At 45.2% G+C, this 18,758-nt stretch carries 15 protein-coding genes and 1 tRNA gene; 10 read left to right on the top strand and 6 right to left on the bottom strand.

Annotation, left to right across the window (positions count from 1 at the left end):
- Positions 1–329 precede the first annotated feature (329 nt).
- Both MO387_RS06575 and MO387_RS06570 read right to left on the bottom strand, forming a co-directional pair.
- On the bottom strand, positions 330–830 hold the full coding sequence (locus tag MO387_RS06575; RefSeq protein WP_006081478.1) for a peptidylprolyl isomerase: 501 nt from the start codon (positions 828–830) through the stop codon (positions 330–332).
- Positions 831–945: 115 nt separating this feature from the next.
- Positions 946–2,349: a DEAD/DEAH box helicase gene (locus MO387_RS06570; RefSeq protein ID WP_107404653.1), complete on the bottom strand. Its 1,404-nt coding sequence runs from the start codon at positions 2,347–2,349 to the stop codon at positions 946–948.
- A gap of 637 nt (positions 2,350–2,986) precedes the next feature.
- Between MO387_RS06570 and MO387_RS06565 the strand changes: the two genes are divergently transcribed.
- A complete protein-coding gene (locus tag MO387_RS06565; RefSeq protein ID WP_107947374.1) occupies positions 2,987–4,759 on the top strand; it encodes a DUF885 domain-containing protein in 1,773 nt (590 codons plus the stop codon).
- A gap of 249 nt (positions 4,760–5,008) precedes the next feature.
- Here the strand turns inward: MO387_RS06565 and MO387_RS06560 are convergent, their stop codons facing one another.
- The gene (locus MO387_RS06560; protein WP_006081481.1) at positions 5,009–5,329 is read right to left on the bottom strand and encodes a hypothetical protein; all 321 of its coding nucleotides are present in this window, start codon (positions 5,327–5,329) and stop codon (positions 5,009–5,011) included.
- 232 nt (positions 5,330–5,561) lie between these two features.
- On the opposite strand from MO387_RS06560, the gene MO387_RS06555 reads away from it, so the two are divergent.
- From MO387_RS06555 to MO387_RS06545, 3 genes are read left to right on the top strand one after another with little or no spacing between them, the layout of a single operon-like run.
- Positions 5,562–6,056 (top strand): putative 4-hydroxy-4-methyl-2-oxoglutarate aldolase, encoded by a 495-nt coding sequence (locus MO387_RS06555; protein WP_107947376.1) that lies wholly within the window; start codon positions 5,562–5,564, stop codon positions 6,054–6,056.
- Positions 6,057–6,113: 57 nt separating this feature from the next.
- Positions 6,114–7,937 carry an AsmA family protein gene (locus MO387_RS06550; protein WP_107947379.1) on the top strand — a complete coding sequence of 608 codons (1,824 nt, stop codon included), beginning with the start codon at positions 6,114–6,116 and terminating at the stop codon, positions 7,935–7,937.
- Positions 7,937–8,557 (top strand): BsuPI-related putative proteinase inhibitor, encoded by a 621-nt coding sequence (locus MO387_RS06545; protein ID WP_107947381.1) that lies wholly within the window; start codon positions 7,937–7,939, stop codon positions 8,555–8,557. Before MO387_RS06550 ends, MO387_RS06545 begins: the two co-directional genes overlap by 1 nt.
- Positions 8,558–8,698: 141 nt before the next feature.
- Here MO387_RS06545 and MO387_RS06540 read toward each other — a convergent pair whose 3' ends face one another.
- Together MO387_RS06540 and gloB are read right to left on the bottom strand one after the other, a co-directional pair.
- On the bottom strand, positions 8,699–10,246 hold the full coding sequence (locus MO387_RS06540; protein ID WP_107947383.1) for a LysM peptidoglycan-binding domain-containing protein: 1,548 nt from the start codon (positions 10,244–10,246) through the stop codon (positions 8,699–8,701).
- Positions 10,247–10,478: 232 nt separating this feature from the next.
- Positions 10,479–11,273 carry a hydroxyacylglutathione hydrolase gene (gene gloB / locus MO387_RS06535; RefSeq protein WP_107947385.1) on the bottom strand — a complete coding sequence of 265 codons (795 nt, stop codon included), beginning with the start codon at positions 11,271–11,273 and terminating at the stop codon, positions 10,479–10,481.
- 154 nt (positions 11,274–11,427) lie between these two features.
- Here gloB and MO387_RS06530 point away from each other — a divergent pair, with 154 nt between their 5' ends.
- On the top strand, positions 11,428–12,168 hold the full coding sequence (locus MO387_RS06530; RefSeq protein WP_107947387.1) for a class I SAM-dependent methyltransferase: 741 nt from the start codon (positions 11,428–11,430) through the stop codon (positions 12,166–12,168).
- Between the two features lie 30 nt (positions 12,169–12,198).
- Positions 12,199–13,107 carry a LysR substrate-binding domain-containing protein gene (locus tag MO387_RS06525; protein WP_107947389.1) on the top strand — a complete coding sequence of 303 codons (909 nt, stop codon included), beginning with the start codon at positions 12,199–12,201 and terminating at the stop codon, positions 13,105–13,107.
- 199 nt (positions 13,108–13,306) lie between these two features.
- Here the strand turns inward: MO387_RS06525 and rnhA are convergent, their stop codons facing one another.
- A complete protein-coding gene (rnhA, locus tag MO387_RS06520; protein ID WP_006081489.1) occupies positions 13,307–13,777 on the bottom strand; it encodes a ribonuclease HI in 471 nt (156 codons plus the stop codon).
- 70 nt (positions 13,778–13,847) lie between these two features.
- Between rnhA and dnaQ the strand changes: the two genes are divergently transcribed.
- From dnaQ to MO387_RS06500, 4 genes are all read left to right on the top strand, one after another.
- Positions 13,848–14,576 carry a DNA polymerase III subunit epsilon gene (gene dnaQ / locus MO387_RS06515; RefSeq protein ID WP_106650381.1) on the top strand — a complete coding sequence of 243 codons (729 nt, stop codon included), beginning with the start codon at positions 13,848–13,850 and terminating at the stop codon, positions 14,574–14,576.
- A gap of 10 nt (positions 14,577–14,586) precedes the next feature.
- Positions 14,587–15,960, top strand: coding sequence for a TIGR03503 family protein (locus MO387_RS06510; protein WP_107947391.1), 1,374 nt, complete (start codon positions 14,587–14,589; stop codon positions 15,958–15,960).
- Positions 15,961–16,289: 329 nt separating this feature from the next.
- Positions 16,290–16,366, top strand: a tRNA-Asp gene (locus MO387_RS06505).
- 276 nt (positions 16,367–16,642) lie between these two features.
- A complete protein-coding gene (locus MO387_RS06500) occupies positions 16,643–18,634 on the top strand; it encodes a sodium:proton antiporter (protein ID WP_199908803.1) in 1,992 nt (663 codons plus the stop codon).
- The last annotated feature ends 124 nt before the right edge of the window (positions 18,635–18,758 follow it).

The raw sequence follows: 18,758 nt of genomic DNA, 5'->3' as shown, positions 1-18,758 counted from the left end.
TTAATTTTAGTGGTATGGCTATGAGATCAATAGGATAGGCTAAATTGATTAAGGTTGAGTGTATATTAGGTAGATTTTAAAACGTGAGAGGATAATTAATCTACTGATTTTAAGTTAAGAAGCTATAATTTAAGATTTTTTACTTTAAGTAAGTTTTAAGTCAAGCGATTGAGGTTAAATTAGGTAAAGTAAATTTATATTAAGCAGTGTTTATTAAGTATGATTTTTTTGCGAACTAATTAATTTAAAAACCGCTACGAAAAATAATGAATCGCTCAGCAAAACTGAGCGATACATTATATCAAAAGAAATTTTTATCGTTTTAACGATCAGCTTTGGATATTAATCGTCACTTTCTCGATAACTATGGGTTCTCGGGGCACGTCTTCGTGGCCGGCAACTGTGGTGGTTTTGACTTTCTCAATCTGTTGGATAATGTCCATTCCTGCTGTGACCTTACCAAATACCGCGTAACCCCAACCGTTATTAGTGGTGGCAGTGTGGTCTAAAAAGTCATTATTGGCGGTGTTAATGAAGAACTGCGCCGTGGCCGAATGAGGCGCATCGGTGCGAGCCATAGCGATAGTGCCTATGGTGTTACTTAGGCCTTTGTTGGCTTCGTTCACGATAGGCTCGTGGGTCGGCTTTTCTTTCATTTTTGCGGTAAATCCGCCGCCCTGAATCATAAAACCTTTGATAACACGGTGAAAAATCGTATGTTCAAAGAAGCCTTCTTCACAATAGCGGACAAAGTTTTTTGAACTGACAGGCGCATGTTCAAAGTCGAGTGCTATGGTGATGTCGCCTAAATTGGTGCTGAATGTAATCATGCTAATATCTTCTATCTTAATGAGTTTCTACTTCTAATAAGTCACGACTGGTACTAGATCATAACTTTATACGGGATCGCGACTTTGTACGGGATCATGATTTTGTATTAGGCCATCAGTTCGTTTTAGAACCGCTGTTCCACGGATTAAAGGGCGCACTGCGACCCGTAGTCTCGCTACTGTTATCAGTCTGCGCGGATTGTGGCCGCGCTACAGTGGCTTTTGCCTCCGGCTTAGATTTAGCACTGCGATGCTTTTTCGCATGGGCGGTTTCAAAGGAGCCTTCTTTCGCGGGGCGTGAGGTTCTGGCCTCAGGTGCGCGGGCTTTAAAGGTTTTTGGCGTGGTATTTTTCGGCACAAAGTCGAGGATAGAAACTGGCACTTCTTTGTTCGGCACAAAGCCTTCAATTTCTTTACGCACTATGATGTGGCCTAAACGGCGCTCGATAGCACATAGGTTTCTAAAATCATCTTTGGAAACAAAGGAGATGGCTTCGCCGCAGGCGCCAGCACGGCCGGTTCGGCCAATACGGTGAATATAATCATCGGCTTCATCGGGCAGATCATAGTTGACCACGCGGGTAAGGGCGTCGATATCGATACCGCGAGAAGCCACGCCGGTCGCAACTAAAAAGCGCAGTCTTCCGGACTTGAAATCGACTAATAATTGCTCGCGTACCGCTTGGCTGCGACCACTGTGAATGGCTTCGGCGGCAATACCGCGTTTTTCGAGTTGGCTGACCAGTTTGGCGGCACCTTGTTTAGTCTGGATAAAGATCAGTGCCTGTTCCCAAGCTTGCTCAGTGATGAGTTTGCTTAACAGGGCAGACTTTTTATCTTTATCGACAGTGATCAACCATTGGTCGATTTGCGGTGCGTTCGCACTGTCGCGGGCAATTTCAATCTCAACAGGGTTTTCAACCGCTGTTTTCGCTAAAAAGCGCACTTGCTTAGATAAGGTTGCCGAAAACAACAGATTTTGGCGTTCTGTTGGCAGACGTTCGATGATTTTATTGATGTCTTCGATAAATCCCATATCGAGCATTCTATCGGCTTCGTCTAGGACTAATACCGAGATTTCATCGAAATGAATCGCTCTTTGGGTGTACATATCGAGCAATCTACCGGGGGTCGCTACCAGAATATCGACGCCTTCGATAAGGCGTTGTTTCTGTGGTGCGGCATCGACGCCACCATACATGGCCATAGATGTCAGCGGCAGGTATTTTGCGTATTTGGCAATATTGTCTTCTACCTGAACGGCCAATTCGCGGGTTGGCGTTAAGATCAAGGCGCGAACGCGTTTAGCCCGAATTTTCGGCATATCGGCAAACATTTGCAGTATTGGCAACACAAAACTGGCGGTTTTACCTGTACCCGTTTGCGCGCCAGCCAGCAGGTTTTTACCTTTCAAGATCACCGGAATGGCTTTTTCTTGGATTGGAGTAGGTTGTGAATAGCCGAGCTCAGTGATGGCTCTTAAAATCGGATCGCTTAATCCAAGTTTGGAAAATGGCATTGAATGTCTCAGGTAAAGGGTCAGGTCAATAATGTATAAGCAAACTGTTACGCCAACGCGTTAACAGCGGAGCAGGGCGATATTATATACCCAAACAACCTGAAGATGCAGGATTCAGCGGTAATTTAACGCACTTTGGGCAAGGCCATTTATTGCTCCTGCATAAATTGCATTCACGCCGTCCATGGCGATTGCGGTTATTTGCAGACCTAGTGGGCTAAGTTAAAAATAACCAACACGGCATAAAGTGCGTTACCCCGTGGTTAACATCAGCCGCCGGAACGGAGCGCCTAGGGCACTCCACTTCTATGTTGCATCAATTCAAAAGGTAGCCGACATTCTGTCATTGATGTGCCTTGAATTGGAGCCCCCTAGGCGCTCTGAAACTCGTATATTCAGGTAGCTTGGGTATATCAGGAGGTGAAACAGAATTGGCGATTATCGTTATCTGAGTTCGTTTGGCAAAGTGGGAATTTTACCTTGAATCTGTGAATGATAAGCGGCATAAATATCGATAACTCACAATTTTGTAACCGTAGATGTATTCACGGCTAACACTGCTGCAATTATTGGGACAATATGATTAACTTAGGTAATTTTTGCATGCCTGTTAAATATCAACAAAGGACCCATAATAATGAAAAAATCCGCTATTTCCCTTGCGATAGTGTTATCGCTGGCCGGCCTTGCTGGTTGTCAATCCCATACGAGTCAAACCAAGCCTGTGGTTGCAGCTGAAGTTAAAGCCCAGTCATTTGAGCAATTTTCAGCCTCCTTTATTGATTCACTGTGGGAGTTATCACCGACGTGGGCCTTATACAGTGGCAAGCATGTTAATGATGGCTACCTTGAAATCCCCGATGCGGCAGGTCGTGCGAAAACACTAGCGTTTGTGAAAGCACAACAAGCCAAATTGACTCAGTTCGAGCAAAAGTCGCTGACGCCAAATGAACTGATTGATTATCATCTGATCGACAATTTACTCGGCAGCATGGCATGGGAAATTGACAGTTTTAAATCTTGGCAGTGGGATCCTTCAAGCTACAACGTATCGGGCGGTTTTGCCCAAATCATCAATGAAAACTTTGCCCCATTAGATGACAGATTACGTTCGGTATTAGCGCGTTTAGAAAATGTACCGGCTTATTATGCTGCCGCGCAGGCAAACATTAGCAAGCCGACATTGGAACATACCGAATTAGCTGTGATGCAAAACCAAGGTGCATTTTCGGTGTTTTCAGATGACTTATTAAAACAGGTCGCCGATTCTGGTCTGACGGCTACGGAAAAAGCGTTATTTAACACACGGTTTGATGCTGCCACTGCCGCAATTAATGGCCATATCGCTTGGTTAGACAAATTAGTGGTTCAACTTAAAAAAGACGGTGCCCGTAGTTTTAGAATTGGCGAGGAGCTATATGAGCAAAAATTTGCCTTTGATATCCAAGCGGGAATGACAGCAAAACAGCTGTATCAAAAAGCCGTGGCCGATAAAGACCGTGTTCAAGGGGAAATGGCAAAAATTACCGATAAGTTATGGCCTAAATATTTTACTACGGCAAAACCTGCTGACAGTAAGCTCGCCATTCGCCAGTTAATCGATAAATTATCGACTCAGCATGTTCAGCGCGATGAATTCGTGAATGAAGTACGTAAGCAGATTCCCGAGTTAATTGAATTTGTAAATAAGAAAAACCTAGTCACATTAGATCCTAAAAAGCCACTTGTCGTCCGTGAAACACCCGAATATATGCGTGGTTATGCTGGCGCTTCTATTAGTGCACCAGGACCTTACGATATATCTGGTAATACTTATTACAACGTGACGCCGCTCGATGGCATGAGTGATGCGTCTGCCGAGAGTTATTTACGTGAATATAATCACTGGATCCTGCAAATCCTCAATATTCATGAAGCAATTCCTGGGCACTACACTCAATTAGTTTACTCGAACCAATCACCGAGTTTAGTGAAAAGTTTATTTGGTAATGGCGCTATGGTCGAAGGCTGGGCGGTATATACCGAGCGCATGATGCTAGAAGAAGGCTATGGCAACTTTGAGCCTGAAATGTGGTTGATGTACTACAAGTGGAATTTGCGTGTTATCTGTAACACTATTTTGGATTACAGCATTCATGTGAAAGGCATGACCGAAGAGCAAGCCATCGCCCTGATGATGAACGAAGCCTTCCAACAGCAGGCAGAAGCCGAAGGCAAGTGGCGCCGCGCTACGCTTAGCCAAGTTCAGCTGACGAGCTACTATTCTGGTTATCGTGAAATCTATGATTTCCGTGACGAATACAAGAAAGCGCAAGGCAAAGATTTTGATCTTAAAACCTTCCACGAACAATTCTTGAGTTACGGCAGCGCGCCAGTGAAATATATTCGTCAATTAATGCAAAACAAATAAGTTTGCATGTTGATATAAATTAGCAGAGCTCAGGCTCTGCTTTTTTTATGCCGAATCGTTGCACACATTACAGTGAGGAAGTGAAGTCAACACAGTTACTGATGAAATGAAATCTTTAGCACTCAGCAAATAATGGCAAGCAGAACCTATTGCCATATAACTGAAAAATTATATATTTCGTTATATGGCATATGCAGGTGTTAGCCGAATAATTTGACGGCTTAATGATAGAGCAGAATAGCGTTATGTTTAATTCTTAGATTTAGATGATGTCATCAGCGCTAAGACTTCATCGTAAGAAATGTTAAATTCTCTCGACAAGTTAATGATTTTTGTTTTGTAGGTTTGAATGTTTTCTTGCTGGGCTAATTGATGTTTCTTTTCTTCAACTAACTCGTTAACTGTTTCTTGTAATATCAATAATCGACGTAAACTATAGTCGAGGGATTTAATATATTTACCCATTTGTTGCTTGTTACGTGCTTGCTCAAGATCCGTTGAGACTTTTTTATCATATCCATATTCATCTAGAGCCGCGATTGCGCTCTGTAAATCAAGATCAGTAGTCATTTGGTTTTCGCTTTATAACAAAGAGGTGTGAGAACAGATTGATGAAACTTTCTTATGAAACATTAAAGGGTGTCATAGGACGTTAACTATCGCAGATTATAGTGCCTATGCCAATATACACCAAGCCTTTGCTGGTTAAAATTAAATAAAAAATTCGCTGATTTTTGCTTTGACCTTGTCGGGGTCTACAATTATGGGTAGTCTAAAGTGATAGGCTATTATGGAGATTCAAATGCTTGATCTACTACCAGATTTATTTGACCACTATCCGTCTAAATTACAGTTACTTCCCCTCGAATTTAAACCCTATGGCGGTAAGCGGCTCTTTTGGGGCGAGATAGTCACAGTCAAGTGTTTTGAAGATAATTCTAAGGTAAAAGAAATACTTGCACAGGATGGGCAAGGAAAAGTTTTGGTTGTCGATGGGGGCGGTTCTCTGCGCCGCGCATTGTTAGGCGATCTCATTGCGCAAAGCGCACTAGATAATGGCTGGCAAGGGATAGTGATCAATGGTTGTGTTCGTGATGTAGCCCGATTAAATACTTTTAATTTAGGTGTTTATGCCTTAGGGGCCATGCCCATAAAAACCGAGAAGTTAGGTCAAGGCCAAATTAATGTTGCTGTAGATATGGGCGGCGTGATGGTTACGCCCGGTATGATGCTCTATGCCGATGAAAATGGTATTGCAGTAAGTGATGAGATGTTGAACTTTGCATTTTTAAATTAACATTTTTAAATGAATTAGTTGCTTTAAATTCAAGTTGTTTTTGATAAGGATATTTATATGAAATTCATTAAGTGGCTCCTGGCCTTAGTGGTGACGCTCATTCTTTTAGTCACAGTGTATCTCACCGTATTTTTCGACCCTAATGATTTTAAACCTGAAATAGTTGATGCCGTAAAAAAACAAACGGGTCGTGAATTAGTCATTACTGACGATTTATCCTGGACCTTTTTCCCTGTTATCGGCATTAATTTAGGTGGCGTGTCTTTATCTAATCCTGAAGGCTTTACCCCTAAGGCTATGTTAGAAGTCAACAAAGCCGTTGCCGAAGTGGCGTTGATGCCATTGTTTAGTCAGCAAATTGAAATTGCGGAGCTGAGTCTCGATGGCGCAACCATTAATTTAGTGACTCGCAAGAATGGCACCAGCAGTTTTGATGGATTAAGTGGTGATAATAGTAAGAAAGCCGCAACGCCAGCGGCCGAAACTTCCTCAAATGCCAAACTGAACGATATTAATATTGGCGGTATTTCAATCACCAATACCCAAATTAATATGATTGACGAAGCGAAAAAGCAAACTCAAGTCTTTACCTTAAAAAGCTTCACCTTAGGTGAGTTCGCTTTAGAACAATTTGCTCCCATCGCCTTTGAATTTAGTGCAACTATGCCGGACATGACGGTAAGCAGCGAAGGCAAAGGTGAGCTAAAACTAAGCCGAGACTTTACGCAACTCGTCGTCAATGGACTCAAAATTGACACTGTGGTGGAAGGTGAAAGTATTCCCAATAAGAAACTCGAAACATCGATTAGCTTAGCGACTCAAATCGCATTGGATAAACAGCAATTGTCCGTCGATATTGCGCAGCTTAGCGCGGCGAGCATTACCGCTGCGGGTAAAGTTGGCGTGAATTACGCCACGAAAATTCCGCAAATCAATGCTGATTTTCAAGTCGGCGATATCGATTTAGATACGCTGTTACCTAAAACGGAGACCGCTGCCGCAACAGAACAAGCACCCGCTGCCAGCACTCCGGCAGTTGAGCCTGATCTCTCTGCCCTTAAGCAGCTTGATGTAAAACTCAAGTTGACCGTTAAGTCTATTAAGGTCGCTAATCTGTCGACTCAAAATTGGTTGATGGATGTGGGAATTAAAAATGGCGTGTTAGATCTAACGAAACTGAATGCGGATTTATACCAAGGTAAGTTGCTGGTGAGCGCTCAGGTCGATGCACGTCAAGCGGTGGCAAGTTATCAATTCGATAAAAAAGTGACGGGTGTACAAATTCGTCCTTTGCTGAAAGATGCGGCGGATGTGGATTTACTGGCGGGTACAGCCAACTTTGATGTGAAGGGTAAAGGTAAGAGTTTGCTCCCTGAGCAGTTAAAGAAAAATCTATTAGCCAATGGCCATTTTGATATTAATGACGGGGCTTTGTACGGGGTTAACATACCGCAGATGATCCGTAGCGCCCAAGCTAAGTTAAAGGGTGACTTATCGCCAGAAACCAAGGAAGAGCGCAAAACCGACTTCTCGAGTCTGACCGGTAGTTTCTCGCTGGATAATGGCGTTGCTACTAACCCAGATCTTGCTATGTCTTCACCTTTATTGCGTTTGGCGGGCAAAGGTACGGCGAATTTATTGACTGAAGCCTTAGACTACCGATTGACGACTAGCCTAGTGAGTTCATTAAAAGGTCAGGGCGGTAGCGACAAAGATGCGCTGGCTGGAATTGACATTCCGTTGGCTATTACCGGGACTTTCCAAAAACCTGAATATGCCTTGGATACTAAAGCGTTACTGAATAATCAGTTAAAAGAAGAAACCGACAAAGCTAAGGAAAAATTAAAAGACTCCTTACTGAAAAAACTAGGAGGTTTCTAATGGTTGCTCCAATGCGCTACGGATTGCTTGTTTGCGCGAGTGCTTTTGTCGGCGGGCAACTTGTTGGGTGCTCGGCGCCTGAAGCCGCTGACACGGGTCAGTCTACCAAGGGCGAGACGACAACAGCCGCGGCGGTTCAGCCTGAGATCGTTCGCGCTGCCGATCTTGCGCTCGATGTTTCAGGCCTTAAAAGTACACCGACATTAAAGGTTGAACCTATGACGACTGATGCTAAGCCAGGACTGCTTCGCGGCGAGTTAGCCTTAGAGCCATTTGTGGATTTCAAGCAGCCAGTTAAGGCAACGTTGACTGTGACCAATCCACAAACCTATGCCGTCGGCCTGCGTTACAACTCAGGAATGACGGCGGATTTGTGGCTAGTAACGCAGGAGGGCAAACGTCTGTGGGCATGGTCCGATGATATGATGTTTACCCAAGCGTTACGCGATAGCCAATTGGCAGCGGGGAAAGTGATCAGCACTTCCTTTAGCATTCCGCCCAAAGCGTTTGCTGGAATACCCGCAGATGGCGCTCGTTTAGAAGCGCATTTTGCTGCTAAAGCATTAGAGTCTGATGCCGTCGTTATGGCGCCTGTTGTCTTATTACTGACGATGGAATAACGCCGCATCTTATAATAGAGCAGGCTCATAATAGAAAAAGGCAGCAATCCGATAGGGTTGCTGCCTTTTTGTTATCTGTGGATCAATCTTGCTAAGGGTTTATATTGCACCAATCAGTTCGAACTATGAACCTGTTTAGCCTTATGCATTTAACTTACTTTCATCGACTACTAATTTAATCACTTGGCCTGGTTGCAAATATTGTGATTGCGCTAGGCTATTCCACTCCAATAGTTCTGCCACAGTCACGTTAAATTTGCTGGCGATACGGGCAAGTGAATCACCGGATTTGACCTTATAACTCACAGTGCGAATTTGCGCAGTTTGCTCAAGATTTTTCGGCGCTAAGATCACCAGTTTTTGACCATTTTGTAGCTTGTCACTCTTACCTAATTTGTTCCAAACGCTAAGTTGTTTCACTGTCACTTTATGGGCTTGGGCGATTTCAGAAAGTGTGTCACCAGACTTAACCAGATAGGCAATTTTTGTCGATTCAGTCGCAGCGTGCGATTTCTTCGGCAATTGTTGCTGAGTCGACAGGGCATAGAGCTGTTTGTCTTGCGCATCGACAGGAATAATCAAATGCTTGCCCGCGACTATGGTATTGTTTTTCATGCCGTTGGCGGCGCGAATTGCATTAATCGTCGTGTGGTGCTGCTTCGCAATTTTGCCAATACTGTCACCTGATTTGATCGTGTAGCGTAGCCAACTGATCCTATCTTCGGTTTCTGTTTCGGCGAGCGCTTTCTTAAATTCTTCCGATTTATCAATCGGTAATACTAAAGTGTGCGGCCCCAGTGGCGAAGTGGCCCAGCGGTTGTAACCAGGATTGAGCTTTTGCAGCTCAAGTGTGGTCATGTTTGCTAAACCTGCCGCCATGGCTAAATCAATTTGGCTATCAATATCAACTACTTCAATTGAAGGATTGTTGCTGATTGGCGCTAAGGTGATGCCATATTCATCGGCGTGTTTAATGACTTCTGCCAGCGCAAGCAGTTGCGGCACGTAGCGTTCGGTTTCACTGGGTAAATCCAATGACCAAAAGTCGGTTTTTAAGCCTTTCTTCTCGTTACGTTTAATCGCATTGAGCACCCGAGATTCACCCGAGTTATAGGCCGCAATAGCATAAAGCCAATTGTTATTGGTTTTATCGTAAAGATATTCCAACATGTCGAGCGCCGCAGTCGTTGAAGCGGGCACATCACGGCGACCGTCGTACCACCAGTTCATTTCTAAACCGAAATGGCTGGCCATAGGCGTGGTGAATTGCCACAAACCCGATGCCGCACTTGCTGAAGACGCCGATGGATCAAAGGCGCTTTCTATAATAGGTAATAGGGCGATCTCAATCGGAAGATGACGCTTTTCAAGCTCTTCCACGATCAGGTACATATAAGGTGCAGCCCGCTCTGAGATGATCTCTAGATGCTGCGGATTTTTGATGTACCAATCGCGATATTGGTTTACCAATTTTTGATCCGGAACCGGTAACTGCATACCTTGACGTATTCGCTCCCACACATCGGTAATTTGCGCCGACGGAGCCTCAGTTGCGAGGTAATATTCTGGGACTGTATTTTCGGTTGTGACGGCTTCAACTTCTGTCTGATTAACGCCATGGTTGTCTAATGTCTGACAACCCGTGAGTAGGGCAAATCCCCCTACAACAACATAAAGTGATACTCTCATTGAAAACGGTAGTCCTCTGTTAGTGCATAGCTTTTCTTTATAGTAACAGTATGTTTTATATGAAGATAAAGACGACGCAGCGCGCAAAGTTTTCACGCAAAACGAGCCATTCTATGGGATCTTTTCGATCTTGTCCCTTAATTATCGTACATAATGTAAGGCCATTTTTGATTTACATCATCAAAAATGGAAAAAACTGTTTAAATTTCAATCTATAATATTGCTTTTGTGATCAAAAATTATCTTTCCACTGTCTGAGCAGGGTAAAACCGCCAAGTTCGTCTAAATTGGCATGATTTAGATCGCTAAAATGCTGTTTTATGCTGTCAACAATCTCAGTGTCGCTGGCACGTAGAAAGGGATTGATGGCGCGCTCTAAAGCGATGGTGGAGGGGATAGTCGCTTTGTCTTGGCGACGCAACGCTATGGCGCGTTCGTTATAGTCTTGCAGCGCGCGATTGTTGGGATTGACCGCGAGGGCAAATTTGAGGTTTGAAAGTGTGTACTCATGGGCGCAATACACCCGAGTGTCGGCGGGAAGCTGGGCAAGTTGCTGTAGTGAGTTGAGCATTTGCGCTGGCGTACCTTCAAATAAGCGTCCGCAGCCACCGCTAAAGAGGGTGTCACCGCAGAATAAGGCATCTGCAATAACATAGGCGATATGTCCTGCTGTGTGCCCCGGTACATCCAAGACTTGCAGCTCGCCACTCATATAGTCGAGTGTAAATCTGGGCTGCGCTGCTGCTGCGTGCAGTGGATGGGTGATGCCTTTAATCTTCTCATTGTCTGGGCCAAAGACTGTGAGCCTGTCTTGACTGTAGGCTTGAAGTTCAGCGACGCCACCCGTATGGTCATTGTGGTGGTGGGTCAGTAAAATGCCCGCTAGCGTGAGTTGATTGGCCTCTAGATAGTCAATAACTACATTCGCATCACCGGGATCGACAACATAAACCTGTGTTTGCGGCTGTTGTTGTAACACCCAGATATAATTGTCATTAAAGGCTTTAATCGCTGTTATAGTGAGCATAGAACTGCCTATGTCTGTATTTCAATTCGAAGATAAAGGTATTATCCATGAGTGAACGGCCCTTGGCGACCTTTGCCGCTTTTGCCCTGTGGCAAAATGGCAGCAATTTTTAACCCAATTGGATACTTGTCTACCAAGCTAACGGAGGAACTCTGTGTCGCATTTTAGTACTGAGCTCAAACCCGAACAATGGAGCGACTTACCCAATGGTGAGGCGTTGCAACAAGCCGTTGCTAAACAACTTGAAGATTGGTGGCCAAGAGTCTTTGGTTATCATTTATTAAAGTTAGGGCCTTTGAGTGCCGAATTGTCGAGTATGGCATCGCCAGTCGCCCATCATTTTTCACTCTCGCCATCCAAAGGCGCCTCGATTGAAGGCGATTTTTGCCATTTACCCTTGCAGAATGCGGCGATAGATGCGGTGGTGATGAGTCTATTGCTCGAATTTGAACCCGATCCTTACCGTATTCTTCGCGAAACCGACAGGGTACTCATCGCCGGAGGTTATCTTTTTATCATCGGTTTTAATCCCTTGAGTCCGGTATTTTTGGGTAAGTTGTGGCCTAAATATCAGGATTGCCTCCCATGGAATGGCCGCTTCTTTATGCCATCAAGGGTGCGAGATTGGTTAGGTTTATTGGGTTATCAAGTGGTGGGCGATGAACGTTTGGTCTATCACCCTTTAATGGGCGATTTCACCCAAGGCAAATTTTTTCAACAGAGTTTAGCGTCATGGCTGCCTAGCGCGGGCAGTTTGTATTTGATTGTGGCACGCAAACTTGAGTCGCCACTCACGCCTATCCGCGATAAACGTAAGGTGCGACAGACAAATTGGACCACGGCACCGACCGCGGGACGTTCAGGGCATTTATCAGAGCATTCGAAAAACGGATAAGCCTTTTCCATTTTAAGTACAGGTTTTTATATGCGGATCACCCTAAGACAATTGGCGGTATTTGAGGCTGTGGCGCGTAGCGGCCAAGTCGCAAAGGCGGCGGAGCAAGTTAATTTATCACCACCTGCCACTTCTATGGCCTTGGCAGAGTTAGAAAAACAGCTCAATGCCCGCTTATTCGAGCGCATTGGTAATCGATTACAGCTGAACTCGCAGGGTAATTTATTGTTGCCACTGGCGACGGATTTATTGCACCGTGTCGAGCAAATTGAGCAGGCATTTACCTACCATGGTGGCGATTTGGTTGGGCGGTTAAGTATTAGTGCCAGTTCGACCATAGGTAACTATCTGATGGCGAAAGCCGCAGTGGCATTTTGTCAGCAGCACACTCAAACCCATGTGGATGTGGCGATCACAAATACTCAAGATGTGATCCAAGCGGTTGCGCAGTTCCGATCTGAAATGGGCTTTATCGAAGGTCATTGCACCGATAATCGTTTGAGTGTTGAAGCTTGGCATAAGGATAGGCTGCTGGTGTTTTGTCATCCGGCGCATCCTCTGGCGGGAAAAGTGGTTAAACCGGCGCAAGTGAGAGGCCAGTCATGGGTGTTACGTGAAGAAGGCTCGGGCACTCGTGAGTATTTTGTCAATGCTGCCAATGAGTTGGATATGCAGCCAGAAGCTAAGTTCTGCTTTACTACGCCTGATGCGATTAAACTGGCGGTGAAACAAGGTGCTGGGCTTGGGGTGTTATCTGAGCTGGCGCTGGAGAAAGAAATCAGCCGCAAAGAGTTGGCATTAGTCACGATTGAGGGATTAGTGCTGGAGCGGCAGTTTTATCGCATCACCCATAAGAGCCGTCAGGCGACATCCCTTGGCCAAGCTTTTGTGCAGTTCTGTGATAATTTTTTCAATATCGCAGGCGTTGAACCCAAATAAGCCGTTTGATAGCAATGGCCATATGCAGTGAGCTTAAGTGGTTAATTTGAACTGTGGGTTTACGGTGAGATGAATAGTGAAATAAATCATCACGCCTAAGTGTTTAGCTTAGGCGTGATGACATAGAACTTACTTTCGAATTTAGCTCGTATGAACTGGGGTTGTTCAAATTTAGCTCGTTTAAGTAAGGGCCACAGAGTTAAGGCTGGTAGCCTAAGTCGGGTTGGGTTGGTTTAGATTCCGCCGCAGTGCGAGCTAACACGTCGCAACGTTCGTTTTCGGCGTGTCCTGCGTGGCCTTTAACCCATTGCCAGTCGATGGTGTGCATCTGTGAGGCTTTATCTAAACGTTTCCACAGGTCAACGTTTTTCACTGGGGTACGGTTTGATGTCATCCAGCCTTTTTTCTTCCAGCCATGGATCCACGTCATTATGCCTTGGCGCATATACTGACTGTCGCTGGTGAGCACGACTTGGCAAGGCTCTTTCAAGCTTTCTAACGCTATGATGGGAGCTAATAACTCCATGCGATTATTGGTCGTGAGCGCAAAACCGTCGGACATCTCCTTTGTATGGCCTTTATAATTCATTACAATGCCATAGCCGCCAGGACCGGGATTGCCTAAGCAAGAACCGTCGGTGAAGATGTGGATCAGTTTTAGTTCAGTCATCAAATTGTTACCATAGCCGGGAATTTCGGCCGAGTATAACCAAAAATTGTCATAAGAAGCGCATAAAAACATGAATATTATCTCTAATGCTAGCCGTCAGGTTATTTTGGATACCGAAACCACAGGTATGAACCAGGGCAGCGGCGCCATTTATTTAGGCCATAGGATCATCGAGATAGGTTGCGTGGAAGTGGTGAACCGTCGTTTGACGGGACGTTATTACCACCAATATATCAATCCTGGGCAAGCAATCGATCCTGAAGCCATCGCCGTTCACGGTATTACTGATGAGCGTGTTTCTAAAGAGCCGCGTTTTCATCAAGTTGCCCAAGAATTTATTAACTTTATCGACGGTGCAGAAATCGTCGCCCATAACGCGAACTTCGACGTGAGCTTTATGGATCATGAGTTTTCACTGTTGCAGCCGCGTGGACCGAAAACCGCTGATATTTGTCAGATCCTCGATACCTTAGAAATTGCTAAGTTCCTGCATCCCGGCCAGAAAAACAATCTCGACGCTCTCTGTAAGCGTTACGGTGTGGATACGTCTCGCCGCGAGTACCACGGCGCTTTACTCGACGCCGAGATCCTCGCCGATGTTTATTTGATCATGACAGGCGGCCAGACAAAGTTTAATTTGTCTAACGAAGAAGCGGGGCAGGAAGCGGGGGGGATCCAACGTTTTGATCCGCAATCACTTAATCTTAAAGTGATCGGCGCATCGGCCGATGAATTGACTATGCATGAACAACGCCTTGATTTAGTCGCAAAATCAGGTAAATGCCTCTGGAGAGGATAGAAAAATCATTATGCCGATGTCGTGCCATAAACTTATTTTAGCGCTTTGCCTTGCTGTCACTACACCGCTTGTGAGTGTGACGTCTGTATTGGCCGCCGACCAAGAGCCTGCCCAAAAAGTTGTTAAGTCGCCTAAGGCTGCCCCGATTGTAGGATTGGAGACGGCCTCAGAGCTTAAAAACCGTTTTCGTATCGACCATATGGTCGATAACATGACGCTGTTAGTTGAGCGTGAATACGGCTCTGCGCCAGTAGTGATAGTATTGCCCGATGGCAGTAAATGGTATGCCAATCGCCATCCCGAATCCGTTAAATGGGTCGATGGTATTACTGGCGATATTATTTACATTGAGTCGCCTATGCCTGGACCTTGGCAGTTGGTGGGTAAAGTCGTCCCAGGTTCGACCCTCAAAAAACTCTCTAAACTCGAAATCGAAGTGCAGCCTTTGCCGCAGCCGATATTCCAAGGTGAGCAAGTTAAAATTGTTGCCCAGTTGATGGGGGATGCCCAGCGTGTGCGCATGCCGGGACTCGACTTTCTGGTGGAGTGGACGGCTCATTTTGTGAGTAAGCACAGGGCCGGCGATGAGAATTTTGCCGCGGGTGACATTATTGTCGGCTCCTATAAAGACAATGGTGAAGATTATGATGAAAAACCTGATGATGGCGTATTTACCAGTAATATCAATGTAAAGCAGCCTTGGGGTGACTATGAGTTTGTGGTGCAGGCACGCAACAACGTGTTTGAGCGGCAGATTTCATTTCCGTTTAGATTATCACCGCGGCCAATTAATTTAGAAGTCATTACCCCAGACGATCCGTTAACAGGGCAATGGAAGATCATGTTGCACGTCGATAGTGCTGTGCTGCAACTGGCTGAAACGCATTTTTCCTTTGAGCTAGTGGGCCCTGCGGGCTTACAACTGCCTTTGACTGTTAATGGTCTTACAGAGCCGGACTCTGAATTAGATTTACCGACTGTGACTGAGTTTGGTAGTTATCGAATTAAAGGTTTCGTGGCGACGACGACGATTACGGGTCGAGAAATCGTACTGGATTTGCCAGAACTGTTTTTCAACTTAATTCAGCCGCCAGAGCCGCCACCAAGCGCTGAAGAGTTGGCCGCCGTTGCTGCACAAAAAGCCGCAGAGGAAGAAGAACTTGCGAAGAAAGATGCCATGTTCTGGATCATCACGATCAACGCTATCTTATTAGTCTTGGGCGTCGTGGGATTAATTGTGTGGCGTAAACGCCAAAGTTTAGCGCAGGCCTTAGCTGCCGCTGAGTTACGTTTATTGGAGGAAGCATCGGCGAACCCAGCTGCTGCGCCGTCATTAGATGAAATCGATCTCACTATGCCAGATGAGGCGGATAAAGACCGTTAGCCAAGTATCGCTGATGTGTTTGAGTTATGACTTTGAACAAGGGCGTCGCAGCGATATTTGGCACATAAATCAAGGTCGGAAATTGATTTGGTTTTTTTTTAATCAAATGATAAATCAAAGTAAAAAAACGGTTGACGCCCGCAGGGCTCAACCGTATTATTCTTCGCATCTTAAGCAGAAGCCTTGATAAGTCAGTTAAATTATCGTTCTGTTTAAAGAATCTGAAGCGTGGTTTAATTTTATTAGACTATCGCTTTGACATCAGCGGCCTATCACGCTGGGGTTAGCGGGTTTTGAAACATCGTCAGATGTTGGATATGGAAGAATTTGGAGCGGTAGTTCAGTTGGTTAGAATACCGGCCTGTCACGCCGGGGGTCGCGGGTTCGAGTCCCGTCCGCTCCGCCAAATTAATAAAAAGGCCTTACAGCAATGTAAGGCCTTTTTATTTCTATCTTTTTCATCAAATAATTGCAGCGCGTTAACTGCTGCAGCTCGCAGTCCATAGCTGTTGCGCCTTGGTTTCACTTAGGTCATGCAGTCTTCGATAAACTTTATAACGTTTATGCATTTGCTGCTATTGTTAAGCGAAATAGATAATTCCCGAGCCATTATCATGCTCATGTCATCTATTTCATTAAAGATAATGTGAGCTCATTGTTTTCCTCACCTAAAGGATTTTTTATGGTTGAACAAATCACAGGTATGTTAGCGCTGATTGGGGTGTTATCGCTTTTTTGTCAATGGCTTGGTTGGAAACTGCGGTTACCGGCGATTTTGCCTTTACTGCTCTGTGGACTCACCCTCGGCCCCGGACTTGGCTTCCTTAATCCCGATGAGATTTTTGGCAATTTACTCTTTCCGATCATTTCTCTCGGGGTTGCCGTGATTTTGTTTGAAGGCGCATTGACTCTCAACTTTAAAGAAATCAAAGATCATGGTCGTATGGTGACGCATCTTGTGACCATAGGGACAGTGATCACTTGGGCTTGTATTAGCACGGCCACCTTTTATTTACTTGATTTTAGTTGGGAAATTGCACTCCTCTTTGGCGCATTAGTGGTGGTGACGGGACCGACGGTTATCGTGCCTATGCTTAGAAGTGTGCGCCCTAAATCCCAACTTGCCAGTATTTTGCGCTGGGAAGGCATAGTTATCGACCCCATAGGCGCATTGCTGGCGGTATTAGTTTTTGAATACATTACTGTTTCAGGCGATCCCACAACACATGTGCTCTATGCATTAGGCTCTATGCTTTCGCTAGGATTAGGGCTCGGCGCTGCGGCAGGTTACCTCACAGGGCAAATATTAAGACGCAACCTGTTACCACATTATTTGCGCAATACCGCAGTCTTGACCTTAATGCTGGGTATCTTTGTCGGCTCTAACCTATTACAGGAAGAGTCGGGTTTACTGACTGTGACCGTTATGGGCATTTGGCTTGCCAATATGCGCGGTGTGGATATTGCTGAAATCCTCGAATTTAAAGAAACCTTAACCGTACTGTTGATTTCGGCACTGTTTATTTTATTGGCGGCGCGATTAGATTCTAATGCCATGCTCGACTTAGGTTGGGGTGGACTGGGCATTTTAGCGGTCACTATGTTGCTAGCGCGGCCACTGAGTATTTGGGTTTCTGGTATAGGCACCTCTTTATCGAGGGCTGATAAGTGGTTTTTATGTTGGATTGCACCGCGAGGCATAGTCGCTGCGGCGGTATCGTCATTGTTTGCGATTAAGTTAGAAGCCAACAATGTGCAGGGCGCTGATGCGATTGTGCCCTTAGTGTTTTTAATTATTATCGGCACGGTTGTTATCCAAAGTTTAACCGCGGGACGTTGGGCGCGATTCCTCGGTGTCAAAGCCGATTCTGCCCAAGGTCTATTGATTTTCGGTGCTTCTAAATTTTCCCGTGAGTTAGCTAAAATATTAAAAGCCAAGGATATCAAAGTGCTATTGGCTGATAATAACTGGGATAATATTCGCCTGGCACGTATGGATAATATCCCAGTGTATTTTGGCAATCCCGCATCGGAACATGCTGAAACCTATATGGATTTAACTGGGATTGGCCGCGTGTTGATCATTTCCCCTTATCGACAATTGAACCCTTTAGTGAGTTTCCATTTTCAAGATTTTTTTGGCACTAAGAAGGTCTTTGGCTTAAATAATACCGAGGTCGGCAGTGCGCGCCACCAGCTCTCTGAAACTTATAAGCAGCGTTTATGTTTGTTTGGTGATGCCGTGTCCTATGCCAAGATAGCAAGCCTAATGGCGAGAGGCGCTCAGCTTAAAGTGACCAATTTAACTGAAAACTTCAGCTTTGAGCATTTCCGTAAGCGTTACGGTGAAACGGCTATGCCACTGGTTTATTTAACCAAGGAAGGTAAGGTCGTCGTAGTGTCAGGTAATGATACTGTGTTCCCGAATGGTATTGAGCTCATTAGCCTGCTACCGATTGAAGCCTTAGAAGAAGCCAAAGTACAGCAAGCGATTGCAGAGCGAGAAGCACAGGAAGCCCAAGAGAAAGCCGCAGCAGAAGCCGCTTTAGCGAAGATAAAAGCGGATGAAGAGGCTGAACAATTAAGGCTTGTACAGGCTGAAGCTAAAGTGGCTATTGAGGATAATACCGCTGATCCACTTCAAGCTGCAGATGAGACTTTAGCGAAGAGTTAACCTAGGCTGTGATTGGTATTAGACTCCACTCAGTGATGGAGTAGTTTGAATTGTCATTGGGTCAAGGCATTAAAAAAGGAGGCTGATTAGCCTCCTTTTTTGTGGGTTTAAATCTTACTGAATG

The organism is Shewanella sp. N2AIL (assembly GCF_022690845.1).
GTDB lineage: Bacteria > Pseudomonadota > Gammaproteobacteria > Enterobacterales > Shewanellaceae > Shewanella > Shewanella baltica.
Note: the sequence above shows the minus strand (reverse complement) of the source record. Positions and strands in the feature narration are given on the sequence as shown.

Coding starts and splice junctions, on each gene's coding strand:
- MO387_RS06575 (WP_006081478.1), bottom strand. CDS start 830: ATGATTACATTCAGCACCAATTTAGGCGACATCACCATAGCACTCGAC.
- MO387_RS06570 (WP_107404653.1), bottom strand. CDS start 2,349: ATGCCATTTTCCAAACTTGGATTAAGCGATCCGATTTTAAGAGCCATC.
- MO387_RS06565 (WP_107947374.1), top strand. CDS start 2,987: ATGAAAAAATCCGCTATTTCCCTTGCGATAGTGTTATCGCTGGCCGGC.
- MO387_RS06560 (WP_006081481.1), bottom strand. CDS start 5,329: ATGACTACTGATCTTGATTTACAGAGCGCAATCGCGGCTCTAGATGAA.
- MO387_RS06555 (WP_107947376.1), top strand. CDS start 5,562: ATGCTTGATCTACTACCAGATTTATTTGACCACTATCCGTCTAAATTA.
- MO387_RS06550 (WP_107947379.1), top strand. CDS start 6,114: ATGAAATTCATTAAGTGGCTCCTGGCCTTAGTGGTGACGCTCATTCTT.
- MO387_RS06545 (WP_107947381.1), top strand. CDS start 7,937: ATGGTTGCTCCAATGCGCTACGGATTGCTTGTTTGCGCGAGTGCTTTT.
- MO387_RS06540 (WP_107947383.1), bottom strand. CDS start 10,246: ATGAGAGTATCACTTTATGTTGTTGTAGGGGGATTTGCCCTACTCACG.
- gloB (WP_107947385.1), bottom strand. CDS start 11,273: ATGCTCACTATAACAGCGATTAAAGCCTTTAATGACAATTATATCTGG.
- MO387_RS06525 (WP_107947389.1), top strand. CDS start 12,199: ATGCGGATCACCCTAAGACAATTGGCGGTATTTGAGGCTGTGGCGCGT.
- rnhA (WP_006081489.1), bottom strand. CDS start 13,777: ATGACTGAACTAAAACTGATCCACATCTTCACCGACGGTTCTTGCTTA.
- dnaQ (WP_106650381.1), top strand. CDS start 13,848: ATGAATATTATCTCTAATGCTAGCCGTCAGGTTATTTTGGATACCGAA.
- MO387_RS06510 (WP_107947391.1), top strand. CDS start 14,587: ATGCCGATGTCGTGCCATAAACTTATTTTAGCGCTTTGCCTTGCTGTC.
- MO387_RS06500 (WP_199908803.1), top strand. CDS start 16,643: ATGGTTGAACAAATCACAGGTATGTTAGCGCTGATTGGGGTGTTATCG.